Annotated in this window: 9 protein-coding genes; 4 read left to right on the top strand and 5 right to left on the bottom strand. The window is 55.7% G+C overall.

The genetic code is table 11. The annotated features are described in order from the left end of the window. Nucleotides 1-13 precede the first annotated feature (13 nt). Both DPV79_RS21530 and DPV79_RS21535 read right to left on the bottom strand, forming a co-directional pair. Entirely contained in the window at nt 14-643 is a 630-nt protein-coding gene (locus tag DPV79_RS21530) for a TnsA endonuclease N-terminal domain-containing protein (RefSeq protein ID WP_244321790.1), read from the bottom strand. A 279-nt stretch (nt 644-922) separates the two neighbouring features. Beyond that, nucleotides 923-1,327: a helix-turn-helix domain-containing protein gene (locus DPV79_RS21535; protein WP_113046433.1), complete on the bottom strand. Its 405-nt coding sequence runs from the start codon at nt 1,325-1,327 to the stop codon at nt 923-925. Nucleotides 1,328-1,963: 636 nt separating this feature from the next. Between DPV79_RS21535 and DPV79_RS43090 the strand changes: the two genes are divergently transcribed. Genes DPV79_RS43090 through DPV79_RS21555 form a run of 4 tightly spaced genes read left to right on the top strand, consistent with a single transcriptional unit; the run spans nt 1,964 to nt 10,302 of the window. Next, entirely contained in the window at nt 1,964-2,251 is a 288-nt protein-coding gene (locus DPV79_RS43090) for a hypothetical protein (RefSeq protein ID WP_208866739.1), read from the top strand. Next, a complete protein-coding gene (locus DPV79_RS21545; RefSeq protein ID WP_113046434.1) occupies nt 2,248-5,331 on the top strand; it encodes a BPTD_3080 family restriction endonuclease in 3,084 nt (1,027 codons plus the stop codon). Before DPV79_RS43090 ends, DPV79_RS21545 begins: the two co-directional genes overlap by 4 nt. 1 nt (nt 5,332) lies before the next feature. Further along, on the top strand, nt 5,333-8,224 hold the full coding sequence (locus DPV79_RS21550; RefSeq protein WP_113046435.1) for a DNA methyltransferase: 2,892 nt from the start codon (nt 5,333-5,335) through the stop codon (nt 8,222-8,224). After that, nucleotides 8,224-10,302: a UvrD-helicase domain-containing protein gene (locus DPV79_RS21555; protein ID WP_113046436.1), complete on the top strand. Its 2,079-nt coding sequence runs from the start codon at nt 8,224-8,226 to the stop codon at nt 10,300-10,302. Before DPV79_RS21550 ends, DPV79_RS21555 begins: the two co-directional genes overlap by 1 nt. 300 nt (nt 10,303-10,602) lie before the next feature. On the opposite strand, the gene DPV79_RS21560 is transcribed toward DPV79_RS21555, so the two are convergent. The 3 genes from DPV79_RS21560 to DPV79_RS21570 form a co-directional block, all read right to left on the bottom strand. Further along, nucleotides 10,603-11,334, bottom strand: a complete 732-nt coding sequence (locus DPV79_RS21560) for a hypothetical protein (protein WP_113046437.1) — start codon at nt 11,332-11,334, stop codon at nt 10,603-10,605. Nucleotides 11,335-11,573: 239 nt separating this feature from the next. Further along, the gene (locus DPV79_RS21565) at nt 11,574-12,590 is read right to left on the bottom strand and encodes a restriction endonuclease (protein ID WP_113046438.1); all 1,017 of its coding nucleotides are present in this window, start codon (nt 12,588-12,590) and stop codon (nt 11,574-11,576) included. Between the two features lie 21 nt (nt 12,591-12,611). Further along, nucleotides 12,612-14,462, bottom strand: a complete 1,851-nt coding sequence (locus tag DPV79_RS21570) for an ATP-binding protein (RefSeq protein WP_244321792.1) — start codon at nt 14,460-14,462, stop codon at nt 12,612-12,614. Nucleotides 14,463-14,587: the final 125 nt, after the last annotated feature.

Genomic DNA, 14,587 nt, shown 5'->3' on the forward strand with positions numbered 1-14,587 from the left:
GGTGAATCTCCACTTAGCGAATCGAGACAGGCAGAAGATCGTCCGGGTCGCGCCTCATCATCCGGTGGAGCAGAGCATCGCATTCACGCTTGGCGACTTCCCATTGCTGCTGCACCTCAGCCGACGGATGAGTTCCGTGCTCGGGATCCCAGAGGGTCGCGTCGATGTTCGGCCGATACCTGCCGGGCATTGGGCGTGCTTTGAGGATTAGTTCGAGTTGGCGCTGAAGGTCGTTTGCAATGAGATCGCTTCGCAAAACAAGGTGGAAGCTGATGCCACGTTGCCGGAGGTATTTGGCTGCAGCTGAAACTCGAGCGACGGCCTGCGAGCGCTTGGTGAGCGACTTGTTGTCTTTCACCTCAAGAAATACCGTTCCGGCGTCCACTTCGATCTTCAGGTCCGGCGTGTAACGCCGCCGGCGTTCGCCGTCAAAATATTCAAATACTTGTGGTTGGGTTGCGATCGACTTGACTGAAGGGGCGACTTCCACGACTAGCAGTAGTTTCGCCTCGTTGAGGCTTTCGTACTGCGCAGGCGTGACTGATTTTCGGCTGGGGAATATGCCACGAGCACCGCGACCAGAAACGGTCACGACGCGGCGCGGCCGGCGTGATGGCGAAGAGATTGGAGATGACTCCGGCATGACTTTGCTCCCTCGCGTCTGCAATAGACGTTCGCGATTGATAAAGCGCGCCCCTTCGACGACTATTCGTTGTCGAATCGGGCCCCGAAGAGTGCCGAGAGGAAGCCGGGATTCAACCAGAGTTTGTCGAATCCTAGGCAGGCGCGCAAATCGATGGGCAGCAGAAGGGCTTGACGCCGAGATCAGATCGATGGAGACTCGTACTTGCGGTGGTACAAATCTTTGTCGTTCTAATCCCAAAAGCGCTACTAGCCTTCTGGTTATGTGGCGCTTTTGCTTTTACATAGCTCCTCCACTATCGATGCTCGCGGTCGATGCCGTGGCGTTCCGAATCTGAACGATCGCTGCATGTACTTTTGCGATCGTCTCCATGTCTGCTTCCGTCAGGGCTTGGTCCCCGACCAGGGCGGCTATGACCCGATACTTGTACAGTGGTAGCGGGTCCGATAAGCGCAGTAGACGCTTGGAACTCTCCGCAACCTCCTCCAGTTCGAGTCGGCCATCTATATCTAGCGCTAGAGCTCGTCCCAACTGATCGATGAAGACGACGTCGCCGGGCGTACGAACTCCGCGTTCGATCGCACTGACATACGCGTCGTCCACGCCGAGTCGGCGTGCGAGTTCGGTCTGCGTGAGCTTGAGCACTTTGCGGCGAGCTCGGACAAATTTTCCAAAGTCTGTCACGTGAAATTCAACGGCAAGGTTTTCTCGAATTTTTGCAGAATAAGATCGGAGAAAGCGAAGGTCAATGAGCGATATTCACGAAAATTTGACGAACAAAAATCATATATTTTTTTGAGATTGCCGCTGGCTTAAATTAAAATATGTTTTTTGATCGATCTGAAGTATGGGTGGCTCTGAATTGAGGGAGAGGGGCTCAATTGACAAAATTTGATCGCTGCCACGCGAGATTCGTGAGCTATCACGATTGGCTGTCGAGAGGGAAAATCCATCGTCATATTGGTACAGCGCACGGTTTTGCGCATGAGTCTGCAGCCAATTTCACACTGAAAGCCTCTTGCTCTGCAGCGCGGCAACGTACCCGTGAACGATCGGGATGTAGTGATGCGCTGCGAGCCACAGTACGGGAAAGAATCGGTGGCGTTGCGACTCGGTTTGGTGGGCACGGCTTCGACTTGATCGCTGACACGCGGTATGCAAGTCGTCTGGATTTCCGATTGAACCGGTCACAGTCTGATTCCGGGTGACTGCGTAGTTCTAGTGTTACCGTAGTCTGGATTTCTCCCTAGGGTCAATACACTTTGGGTGGCAGCGTCAATGCCTGCTGATGCTCGATTTGAGTCGCCGAATGGAGGCGCGATGAAGCTAGGTATCGGCAGAGAGTTGATTGTGCGAATGCGTGAGGCATGCGGGGATACTGGACCCATCCGACTGTTAGGCTGGACGCATCGTCCGCCGAGGGTGAACGAAGAGAAGAACGCCGCGACGCGATACAATCTCGCGAAACTTTACGCCACTATCATCACCAACCGCTTGCTGGATGAAGACCTCAAGCGAACCGTCTGGCCAGGCGGGCGGCTGAAAATCGGAGCGTCGTGCTTTGAATCGCCCCGAAACAGCCTAAAAATCAGGGGACTAAAGAAGTGAGTGACCAGTTTTTCAAGCAGCCCATTCTCAATTCTCCTTACGGCTACCCCTCTCGGCACTGGGAACTCGACGACGAGGGGCAGCCTACGCAGCAAATCGCCGAGTCTCGCCGAGCGTCCAGCTTCATTAGCCCGATTCCGAAACCACGCCGGCACAACGGTGAGCAGGCTACTCTGGCGTTGGATGAAGTCGAGAATCTGGCTGAAGACGGGCAGCGCTACCGCCATTCGGAACTGATCAATGCAGTGCGGCGCGAGGTCGACGCTTGGCGTCGCCTTCCACCGGCGCAGTGGCGCGTCACCCCCGAAACAGCCCGTTTGCTGGAGCACTGGCGTAATCACAAGTTCGCCGGAGTACGCCCGTTCTTTTGTCAGGTCGAAGCGGCCGAGACTGCCATCTGGCTGACCGAGGTCGCCCCGCAGCTCGGCAAGAACGGTGACCGATTCCTCGATCACCTGAAGAAGGCCAGCAACGATGCCAATCCCGGCCTGATGCGTCTGGCGCTGAAGCTGGCCACCGGTGCTGGCAAGACTACGGTCATGGCCATGCTTATCGCATGGCAGACAGTCAATGCAGTGCGGCATCCGCAGAGCAAGAAATTCACCCGTGGATTTCTGCTGGTTGCACCCGGCCTGACCATCAAGGATCGCCTACGCGTGCTGCTGCCCAATGATGCGGACAGCTACTACTCCAACCGAGAGATCGTGCCGCGCGACATGCTGGCCGATCTGGACAAGGCGAAGATTGTCATCACCAACTACCACGCTTTCAAGTTGCGCGAGCGAATGGAATTGTCCAAGGGAGGCCGCCGCTTGCTGCAAGGTCGTACCGGCAACGAGCTGGACACGCTGGAAACCGAGGGCCAGATGCTCCAACGAGTCATGCCGGAATTGATGGGGCTGAAGAACATTCTCGCCATCAACGACGAGGCGCACCATTGCTATCGCGAGAAGCCGCACGCTGCCGAGGACGATGAGGATCTTGATAAAGATCAGAAAGCCGAGGCCGAGGAAAATAATAAAGCTGCACGGCTGTGGATTTCTGGCCTGGAAGCAGTGAATCGCAAGCTGGGCCTGCAGCAGGTAATGGACCTGTCCGCCACACCTTTCTTCCTGGCCGGTTCCGGCTATGTGGAAGGCACGCTGTTTCCTTGGACGATGAGCGATTTTTCGCTGATGGACGCTATCGAATGCGGCATCGTCAAATTGCCGCGCGTGCCGGTGGCCGACAACATCCCCGGCGCGGAAATGCCCATCTACCGCGAACTCTGGAAGCACATCGGCAAAAAGATGCCTAAGAAGGGGCGTGGCAAGAACGCCCAGCTCGATCCGTTGGCCATCCCAGTGGAATTGCAGACCGCACTGGAAGCCCTATACGGCCACTACCGCAAGACTTACGAAGCGTGGCAGCAGGCAGGTATCAATGTGCCGCCGTGCTTCATCGTGGTGTGCAACAACACCGCTACCTCCAAACTGGTGTTCGATTACATCTCTGGTTTCGAGCGCACGAATGAAGATGGCTCCATCACGCCGGTGCCAGGGCGACTGGAATTGTTCCGCAACTTCGACGAGCATGGCGAGCCACTGGCGCGTCCGAACACGTTGCTGATAGACAGCGAGCAACTCGAATCCGGCGAAGCGCTGGACGATAATTTCCGGGGTATGGCTGCCGACGAGATCGAACGCTTCAAGCGCGAGATCATCGACCGCACCCGCGATCGTAGCCAGGCAGAGAATCTGAGTGACAGCGAATTGCTGCGAGAGGTGATGAACACCGTTGGCAAGCAGGGCCGCTTGGGCGAACAAATTCGCTGTGTGGTGTCGGTGTCCATGCTCACGGAAGGTTGGGATGCCAATACCGTTACCCACATCCTCGGGGTGCGTGCGTTCGGCACGCAGTTACTGTGCGAACAGGTGATCGGCCGTGCCCTGCGCCGCCAAAATTATGAGCTGAACGAAGACACGGGCCTGTTCGACGTGGAATACGCCGACGTATTCGGCATTCCCTTCGATTTTACAGCTAAGCCGGTCGTTGTCCCTCCACCCAAGCCCCGCGAAACCATCACTGTAAAGGCGCTGCGCCCGCAGCGTGACTATTTGGAAATCCAGTTTCCGCGCGTGCAGGGCTATCGCGTCGAGTTGCCAGAAGAACAACTCGAAGCCGAATTCAACGACGATCACCACCTCACCTTGACGCCAGACATGGTCGGCGCGACCAAGACTCACAACGCCGGCATCATTGGCGAAGCGGTGGAGCTGGACATCAAGCATTTGGAAGACGTGCGCCAGTCCACTTTGCTGATGGAGCTGACCAAGCACCTGCTGTTCCAGCATTGGCGCGATCAAGGCCAGGATGCGCCGATTGCCTTGTTCGGTCAGCTCAAGCGCATTGTGCGCCAGTGGCTCGAAGAGTGCTTGGAATGCAAAGGCGCAACCTACCCAGCGCAGTTGATGTATCGCGAACTGGCGGATATGGCCTGTCAGCGCATTACCAAGGGCATCACAGCAAAGGAGTTGGAAAAGGGGCGGCAGGTCAAGGCTATCCTTGACCCGTTCAACCAGACCGGCACCACCGCGCACGTGCGTTTCAACACCTCTCGCCCGGGCAGCGAACGCTGGGAAACCATCGGGGTGGAGAACCAGCCAAAAAACCAAGTGAACTGGGTGATCCTGGACAGCGGCTGGGAAGGCGAATTCTGTCGTGTCGCTGAGTCTCATCCCAATGTGCTGGCCTACACCAAGAACCACAACCTCGGCTTAGAAGTGCCTTACCGCTTCGGCTCGGCCAACCGCATTTACATCCCGGACTTCATCGTGCAAGTGGACGATGGTCACGGCAAGAACGACCCGCTGAACCTGATCGTCGAGATCAAGGGCTATCGGCGCGAGGACGCAAAGGAGAAGAAGTCCACCATGGACACGTACTGGATTCCCGGCGTGAACCACCTCGGCACGCACGGACGCTGGGCCTTCGCCGAGTTCGGCGACGTGTACGAGATGCAGGAAGGCTTTGCCAAAGAGCTCGAGGCGAAGTTCAACCAAATGATTGAAGTGGCTGCGTCGGGAAACAAGGAACACTGAGATGGCGACCAAGAAAACGCAGATGACCGGCAAGAGCATCGAGCAGATCACGCATACCGACGCCAAACGCAAGAACATTCCGACCGTCGAGCATCAGTCCGTGATGCAGCAGCACGAGCAGGCGCCCGTGCAGGTGACCTACCCGCGAGCCAACCGGCAATGGCTAGAGGAACTGTGCGCCCTGCATGATGCGGGCAATGTTTCCCCGGAATTCCAACAGCGGCTTAACCGCGACCTTGACCCACAACTCATATGGCGCGGAAAGGATCAACAGGACTGGTCTGACCTGGTCGTCAATGCGCCGCCGCTCTATATCCAGGAAAAGGTGAAGCCCAAAGTACTGATCGACGATTTGCGCCGCGAGACTGAAGCCCGGCGCGAAGCAGTCGCGAGCCAGCAGGACGCGCTGGACCTATTCGGTGACTTCAACGGCTTGCCCGAAGGTGCAGATCGCACCGATTTCTACCAGCATGAGGGACATTGGCAGAACCGGATGATCCTGGGCGACAGCCTGCAGGTGATGGCGAGTCTGGCCGAGCGCGAGGGGTTGCGGGGCAAGGTGCAGTGCATTTATTTCGATCCGCCGTATGGGATCAAATTCAACAGCAATTTCCAGTGGTCAACCACCAGCCGCGATGTGAAGGACGGCAACACCGCGCACATCACGCGTGAGCCGGAGCAGGTCAAGGCGTTCCGAGATACGTGGCGCGATGGCATCCATTCCTATCTGACCTATCTGCGCGACCGCGTCATCGTCTTTCGCGACCTTTTGAATGAATCAGGTTCCGTGTTTGTCCAAATTGGCGTGGAGAATGTTCATCGAGTGCGAGCAGTGCTCGACGAAGTTTTCGGGGAATCAAACTTTGTAGCGCAAATTGCATTCCGAACTACAACCGGGAAGGCATCTGCCGCAATAGACACCACCCAAGACTTTATCCTCTGGTTTGCTAAGGACCTGCAAAAGCTGAAGTTTCGACGTCCGCTCTTTTTCCGTGAAGTCGAGTTTGACGCAAACTATCGGTATGACTTCAAGGAAGATGGTCGCTTTGTTGCTGCGGGAAAACATACAAACCGAATAGCACGTATGAATCCAATTACGTCACAGTCGGGAAGTTCAACAACACTATTCGAGTATGAGTACGCAGGGGGCAGGTTCCGTCCAGGTAAAGGTGGCTGGAAAACCAACCTCGTGGGCATGGAGCGTCTGCGGAAGGCACAACGATTGACTTCGTCCGGGAAGACGCTTGCTTTCGTTCGACCATTCTCGGACTTCGCTTGCCAAGCGCATGCTGATATTTGGGATGACACCCGTCAGTCTGGTTTTGGTGACGCAAAGCTCTACGTCGTTCAGACCGCAACAACAGTCATCGAGAGATGTATCTTGATGGCATCAGACCCAGGTGACCTGGTCCTCGATCCGACTTGTGGCTCCGGAACAACGGCGTATGTATCCGAGCAACATGCACGTCGCTGGATCACTATTGATACCAGCCGTGTTGCGCTGGCGCTGGCGCGTGCCCGCATAATGGGCGCGCGTTATCCGTTCTACCTTCTGGCTGACTCCCGTGAAGGCCAGTTGAAAGAAGCCGAAGTCACCCGCAGTGTGCCGTCCAGTCAACCGACCTACGGAAACATCACGCACGGCTTCGTCTACGAGCGCGTGCCGCACATCACCTTGAAATCGATTGCCAACAATGTCGAGATCGACGTCATCTGGGATAGGTTCCAGACCGTGCTGGAGCCGCTACGCGCTGCCCTGAACAAGGCACTGGGCAAGCAGTGGCAGGAATGGGAAATCCCGCGCGAAGCCGAGGCCAAGTGGAACGAGGAAGCCAAGAAGCTCCACGCAGACTGGTGGCAACAACGTATCGTCCGCCAGCAGGAAATCGATGCCTCCATCGCCGCCAAGGCTGAGTTCGAGTTCCTCTACGACAAACCGTACGAGGACAAGAAGCGTGTGCGTGTGGCGGGTCCCTTCACAGTGGAATCTCTGTCGCCACATCGCGTGCTGGGTGTGGATGAGGAAGACAACCTGATTGACCAGGTGGCCGAGACCCAAGCCGAATACGGCCAGGACTTTGCCAGCCTAATCCTGGCCAACCTGCGTACCGCCGGTGTGCAGCAGGCGCACAAGGCCGACAAAATCGAATTCACCTCACTGGAGCCGTGGCCGGGCGAACTGGTCTGCGCCGAAGGCCGATACCTGGAGAACGGGCAGGTGAAGCGTGCCGGCATCCTGGTCGGCCCAGAATTCGGTACCGTCACTCGCGCTGACCTGGTCGATGCTGCCCGCGAGGCAGGCGATGCCAATTTCGATGTGCTCATTGCGTGCGCATTCAACTACGATGCACCGGCCAGCGAGTTCAGCAAGCTAGGCCGCATCAACGTGCTCAAGGCGCGCATGAACGCCGATCTGCACATGGCCGAAGACCTGAAAAACACCGGCAAGGGTAACCTATTCGTGATCTTCGGCGAGCCGGACGTGGATGTGCTGGACACCCAGGGCCGTAGCATCCGCCGATACGACGGCAAGCGTGACGTCATCGAAGTGCCCGCCGACGGACAACTGGTGGTTCGCATCAACGGTGTGGACGTATTCCACCCCAGCACCGGCGAAGTACGCAGTGACGGCGCGGACGGTATCGCTTGCTGGTTCCTGGACACCGACTACAACGAGGAGTCCTTCTTCGTCCGCCATGCCTACTTCCTCGGCGCGAACGACCCGTATAAGGCGCTGAAGACCACCCTCAAGGCTGAAATTGATCCCGACGCTTGGGCGACACTCAACTCCGACACTTCGCGTCCGTTTCCGAAGCCGAGCAACGGGCGGTTTGCAGTGAAGGTCATCAATCACCTCGGCGATGAGGTGATGAAGGTATTTAGGGTGAACTGATGGACTTCCGCATCGCCGATACGTTTACCGCCAGCCTCGCCCGCTTGACCGGCGATGAGCAGAAGGCTGCCAAGACCACAGCGTTCGATCTGCAGGTTGATCCGAGCGGAAAGGGCATGAGCTTCCACAAGCTCGATAGAGCCAAAGATCCGAATTTCTGGTCGGTACGCGTCAGTCGCGACATCCGCTTGATCGTACACAAGACAGCGGGCAGCCTCCTACTGTGCTACGTCGATCACCACGACAGAGCCTATCAATGGGCTGAGCGACGCAAGCTCGAAGTGCATCCGACCACCGGCGCAGCGCAGCTCGTCGAGATTCGCGAGCGCGTCGAAGAAGTCCTCGTTCCAAAGTACGTCGAAGACAGGGCGCCGGCCGCGCAGCAGAAGCTGAAATTGTTCGCAAAGTACAGCGACGCACAACTGCTGGTCTATGGCGTGCCGCAGGAATGGCTGGCCGACGTAAAGGCGGCCGATGAGGATTCGCTGCTGGAACTGGCTGCCCATCTGCCCGGCGAAGCGGCTGAAGCCCTGCTGGAACTCGCAACCGGTGGCACGCCGATGTTGTCCGAAGTGGCGGACAAGGGGGCTGATCCATTCCAGCATCCGGACGCGCAACGTCGCTTCCGCGTCATGTCCGATATGGACGAGTTGGCCCGAGCCCTGGAGTATCCTTGGGACAAGTGGACGGTGTTCCTGCATCCGGCTCAGCGTCAACTGGTCGATCGAAATTACAATGGTGCGGCGCGCGTGTCCGGTTCAGCTGGCACCGGCAAGACCGTTGTGGCCTTGCACCGAGCAGTACACCTGGCGCGTAAGGACGAGGACGCGCGCGTGCTGCTCTGCACGTTTTCCGACACGCTTGCCAATGCGCTGCGCGGCAATCTGTACCGGCTAATCTGGAATACCCCCAAGCTTGGCGAACGCATCGATGTGGCAGCGATGGAGGCTATCGGTATTCGCTTGTATTCGGTGGAATTCGGCAAGCCGGCATTAGCTGGCCGCGATGAGATTTCCACACTACTGAGGGCCGCTGCCGCGCAGGTCGATGGTCTGAAAGCCAATGCTGCGTTCCTGCTGTCCGAATGGGATGATGTGGTGGATACCTGGCAGGTCGATGGCTGGGAGGCTTATCGCGACGCAAAGCGGCTGGGCCGCAAGACGCGCCTGCCGGAAGTACAGCGCGCCTTGTATTGGCAGGTGTTTGCCCAGGTGAAGGAGCAATTGAAGCAGGCCGACAAGATTACAGCCGCCGAAATGTTCGCCAAGCTGGCCGAAGTTATGGCCAAGCGCAAGCATCCGCTATTCGATTACATCGTGGTGGACGAGGCGCAGGACATCAGCGTGCAACAATTGCGCTTTCTCGCAGCGATTGCCGGCAACCGCGCCAATGCACTCTTCTTCGCCGGCGATCTCGGCCAACGCATCTTCCAGACGCCGTTCTCGTGGAAACATCAGGGCGTTGATGTGCGTGGTCGTTCGCGTACGCTCCATATCAATTACCGCACCTCACACCAGATTCGCTCGCAAGCCGACCGTCTGCTCGGGTCCGAGGTATCCGATGTGGATGGAAACGTCGAAAGCCGCAAGGGCACGATTTCCGTGTTCAATGGCCCGGAGCCGACCGTCTGCAGCTATGCCGATGTCGAGGCGGAAAGCCAAGCCGTTGGCGTGTGGTTGAAGCAATGTAACAACAGTGGCGTGCTGGCGCAGGAGATCGGCGTCTTCGTCCGATCGGAAAGCGAACTCTCTCGGGCCCAGGCGGCAGTAAAGGCCGCTGGCTTGCAGGGCCGCGTGCTTGGCAAGGACATGGCGACGGAAGAGGGCTTCGTCAGCATCACCACCATGCATTTGGCCAAGGGCATGGAATTCCGCGTGGTCGCGGTGATGGCCTGCGATGATGAAATCATTCCTTCACAGGTGCGTATCGACACTGCCACCGACGAGCCCGAGCTGACCGAAATCTTCAACACTGAGCGCCAGTTGCTGTATGTGGCTTGCACCCGTGCTCGTGATCAATTGCATGTCTCAGCGGTGAAGCCGGGGTCGGAATTTCTGGGGGACTTGCTGCAAAAGTAGCGATGCCCGTCTCGGATGTTCCAGGTGATGATTGAATGCATAGGGCGTCGCTCCGAGCGCTTGCGCAGCGTGTGACCCCAGCTTTCCGGATCGACCGCTGTCACCTTCACAGCTCGTGCCCCGAGTTCCCGACCGATCTGCTGCCGAACCATCTGTGCAACCGCCGGTCTCGGACGTCGAGGCGGAGCGCCTGGCAGAGCCGTCCCAGCAGGATCGGATCAAGTGTCTTAATCCTATCGCTTTAATCGTTGAGTGTTCGATCGAAGCGATAGCGGGAGCTTCTTTTACGTCTGTTGGGCATCAAGCATCGTCCTTATGCCTCGCATCGTATCGTTCCCTTAGCGGCCGGGTGATTCGTAGTAGCTCTGCGAAGTCGTCAAACGCGACATCCCGCAGTTGCACTGACGTCTTTTCGTAAGACGCCAAGATAGGGTTGTCCTCTCGTTTGAGGTCGGAAATCCACGATATTTTTCGCGTGAGCATCTGTTCCTCAAAACCGCCATGGACGTAGCTGGAAATGTTTCCGTAGATGTCCACGATCGTAGGAATCTTGTCTTCTAACGATTTTACGAGGGTCATGACGTTGAAGCCGTTTCCCTCGAACATGCCGCCTGGCGACTTCTCAGTTGGCTGGTATTTCGCCATCAAACGCTGAACGCCTGCCCTTAGCTCTTCTAGGGTTGTCGATTTTAATTTGTATTGACGCCACAATCGCATACCTTTGTGGAGTCGTCCTGCGACCTCAATGTAAGCCCTAACGGCGAGAGCGTAGGCATATTCGTTCCTAAACTCTTTTTCGACAAACAATGCGCTTTCGATTTGAACAATCGGAACGAGGCCTGCGAAATAGGCACTTGCCGCGAGGTAAACTACCGTCTGTGAAAATAGATCACCCACAACCATCTCGTCCGCGTAGCATCTAACTTTGTCCAACTCATTGCCGATCGCGTTCAGTTTTTTATGATGTTCCGAACCCCAGATTCCGTCATAGAAGAGCTGGGCGACATCAATGTCTGGCGTTGAGCTTGTCATAAGCCAAGCGCATCCCGCGCAAGGTAAAGAGGTTTGATGACTTTCTTGTCCAAGGACAGATCAACTTTTGATGCGTTCTTTTTGGGCACGAATGTTCCTTGAGAGGCAAAGGCTCGTCGAGGCCCACTGCATGGGAGCTGAGTTCGGGCCTCGTCGTGACTTTATAACACGCGGCATTTGCGGATCGGTTTTCTGCAAAAAAATTGCGATGTCTGCCGCGTAGCGCGCACCACCAACGATCAGACTCGTACAATTCCGGTCCCTGGGACGCGAAGTGCAGAAAGCCATGTCTTTACGCCTTCTTGATTAACTTCTTCGATGGGATATCCTCTCGTTGTGATCGATGCCCGAGCGCCAGGGCTCAGCTCGGAAGTGGTAACAATCAATCCCTGCGTTGCCTCTTCAAAAAGGACATCGGCATATAACCCCTTAACCACTACCTTTTCGATCTTCGCTTTGGTACGCTTGCATTGCACAAGACAAAGTGGTGGGTTATCCTTTCTTTCATCCGCATTCCAAATGCGAACGTCGACTCCATCATCATTGCTTCCAGGCCCTATTTCAACGCGAAATCCCTCGCGGACAAAGAATTCCGATGTGAGTTCCTCGAATTTCCTCCAGTGCATTTCTCCTAATTTTTCTGGATTTTTATAAAGAAAATTGATATATCTCTGGTCGATATATGTGCCTACTTCCGGGGGGAGATCGGTGCCGGTGAATAATCCGTCTAAGGATAGGGCATACGCCCATTCTACGTATCGAGGCCCTGAGTGCGGATACAGACGAAGGGCTCTATCGAATACGTCGATATATTCGATTGCAATCTGAGCGCCTAATTTTCCAAATTGATGGTACGCCTCCAGCACAATCGGACTTGGATCGATTGAGCCCCCTTTCGATCTCGCTTCTTCTGTGATTTTTGGCCAGAGTCGTGTAAAGATCTCCAGCGCCCCCTCATATTCCTTCAGAGATTCTTTTTTGTATTTATGAAAAAGTTTGGCGGAATCGTGCGCGAACCCACCGTACCGTTCCTCTGTAAATCCGATGGCGTCAAGAAGTGCGTAGAATAAATCCTCATAGTCCTCTGAGCGAATGCGCACGGCGCTTGTTTCGGATGCGCGAATAGTGTCGGGAAAAGATGTTCCGGTGAGCGTGTCGCATAACCCTTCAACTGACAAAGTAAGGCCCGCCTTATATCCAGCTGTTTCTGAAAGAGAGTCCGCCAAGGTATGCGGATCGAAAATGATGCTTCCCATTTATAATCTCCAGATCTTCGGTTAAAGCATTTCTCCGATGCGACGGAGCCAAGCGATTACCTCGCCATTTGGATCTCGCTCGGCAAGTCGAGCTGCTGTCATCTTCGAAAACGCCTTATCCGCGAGTCGCTGCTTGGCTTTCGTATCAGACATCACGGCATCTGTATTTTGTTTGGCAAAGAAAGCTTCCGCAAAAAGCTTTGGTACGGCTTTCCCGTCGTTGGTCGGTTGATCGACAACGACGATCTCGACGTCGAATGCTTCCCGGATTGCATCGGTATGCAAGTAGCATTCAATTTCGTGTTTGTTTGTCAGTGTGGCCCAAGAGCCGTCGCCACGCTCGTTTATTGCGGCTACAGAATCGGCATATTTCGGAACGTCGTTATCGTAGATATGCACCTCCCTACGATTGAGGGCGCGAAGATAATGCTCTGAAACCCAATGCTTCAGCGTTGATCCGCCGAGTAAAACAAAGGCTACGCGGTCATCGGCACTCAAATCCGGAATGGTATTGTCGACTTCATGCAGTGCTCGGCTTAGATGTTTGAACGCGGAAACGTCGGTTGGTCCTTCCACGCAAAACAGCACTTTCACGCGACTATCTGGTACGACACCAAGTGTCTTGGCGACCTGATCGAATACGTCGCTACCCTCTTGGATCGCGGGGCGCCCGTCCACTCGAGTTACGAACCTTATGCTCGCCGTCGGCAATTCGGACGCAAAGCCGGGACTGTGTGTTGTCAGTACCATCTGACAGCCGATCTCCGAAGCGAGCGTTTTGAACGATTCGATGAGAATGCGCTGATTGTTTGGGTGCTGCGCCGTTTCGGGTTCCTCGATCGCATAGATGATGCTGCGACTTGTGCCGGTCTTCAGGCGGCGTTCAGCTTCTGCTTTGAAAAAACTGACCAGTACTAGGCGGCGAACACCGCTACCGCGCTTGTTTAGCGGAATGCCATCGTCGGTGTCCATGCCAACCGCAAATAGTCCCGTCCATTTGGCCGCTGTCGGGGGCGTAAATTGCGGCGTCAGCTCCTTGGCCAAGCCGGGATCGATGGTCTTCAGTGCCTCGTGTGTGCTTGCGACAATCAACTCAGCCTTTTCCTGCACCTTGGCTTGTATGCGATTGATGTCGTCTTGCACTTCCGCGATGGCCGCGGCGACGGCTGCTCTCATCGGATTTTGTACCTCACCGTCGGAATCGCGGCTACTCCGATCACTCTGAAATAGCGCGTACATCGGTAAGTAGTTTTCCAGCTGATCCCAGATTCGCTTGCTGTCTTCCTTCGGCTTCGACACCGGCAGCGCAACCTCTTTCAACTCCAGGTTACCTGCTGCAGCCCAAAGGGCTTGACGCATACCGGGATTACCCTTCAACGCGACGTCGAGCTTCTGGTCCTTGATTAGTTTCTGAAGGTCTTTTTCCTTCAGATCGAGCAAGTCTGCGACGCCAGCAGCCGTGGGGTGATGGGCAAGGATGAAAACTTCGCAGCTAGGTGTCTTCTTGTTGCAATCAAAAATCTTTTGGATTTTCAATGTACCTGCAATAGAGAGTAGGTGCTCATCCGAAAGCGTAGTGTCCGCGCCAGCATCGAGCGTCAGCTTGTCAGGCAGGTCGGAGAATTCGCAGGTGATCGATACGAACGGGTCGCCACTGTAGATGTTGGCGTCGCTTTGCTCGATCTTTACCGTGTCGTTGTTGAAGAATATTTCCAGCGCCTCCAGAATCGATGATTTTCCAATATCGTTTTTTCCGACGAAAGTCGTCAGATCGCCGATCGACACCGTCACTTCATCTTGGTAGCAACGGAAGTTTTTTATTGAAACTGATTCTAATCTCATCGCACGCCCCGTATTGTGGTTGTTTGCCACGACACTCCAAACGATAAAATAATACTTCTCAACCGCGTGTGGATGAATATTTTTCGTTCGGTGCCGAGGGAAGTGTGAGGAAGTGAGACCGACTGTCGCGGATAACATTGGGAGGCAGGAGCGGG

The organism is Burkholderia reimsis, assembly GCF_003294055.1.
In the GTDB taxonomy this organism is placed as follows: Bacteria; Pseudomonadota; Gammaproteobacteria; order Burkholderiales; family Burkholderiaceae; genus Burkholderia; species Burkholderia cepacia.

What these genes read in the sequence shown, in the direction of transcription:
- DPV79_RS21530 (WP_244321790.1), bottom strand. Translation starts at nt 643, where the DNA reads ATGCCGGAGTCATCTCCAATCTCTTCGCCATCACGCCGGCCGCGCCGC.
- DPV79_RS43090 (WP_208866739.1), top strand. Translation starts at nt 1,964, where the DNA reads ATGAAGCTAGGTATCGGCAGAGAGTTGATTGTGCGAATGCGTGAGGCA.
- DPV79_RS21550 (WP_113046435.1), top strand. Translation starts at nt 5,333, where the DNA reads ATGGCGACCAAGAAAACGCAGATGACCGGCAAGAGCATCGAGCAGATC.
- DPV79_RS21555 (WP_113046436.1), top strand. Translation starts at nt 8,224, where the DNA reads ATGGACTTCCGCATCGCCGATACGTTTACCGCCAGCCTCGCCCGCTTG.
- DPV79_RS21560 (WP_113046437.1), bottom strand. Translation starts at nt 11,334, where the DNA reads ATGACAAGCTCAACGCCAGACATTGATGTCGCCCAGCTCTTCTATGAC.
- DPV79_RS21565 (WP_113046438.1), bottom strand. Translation starts at nt 12,590, where the DNA reads ATGGGAAGCATCATTTTCGATCCGCATACCTTGGCGGACTCTCTTTCA.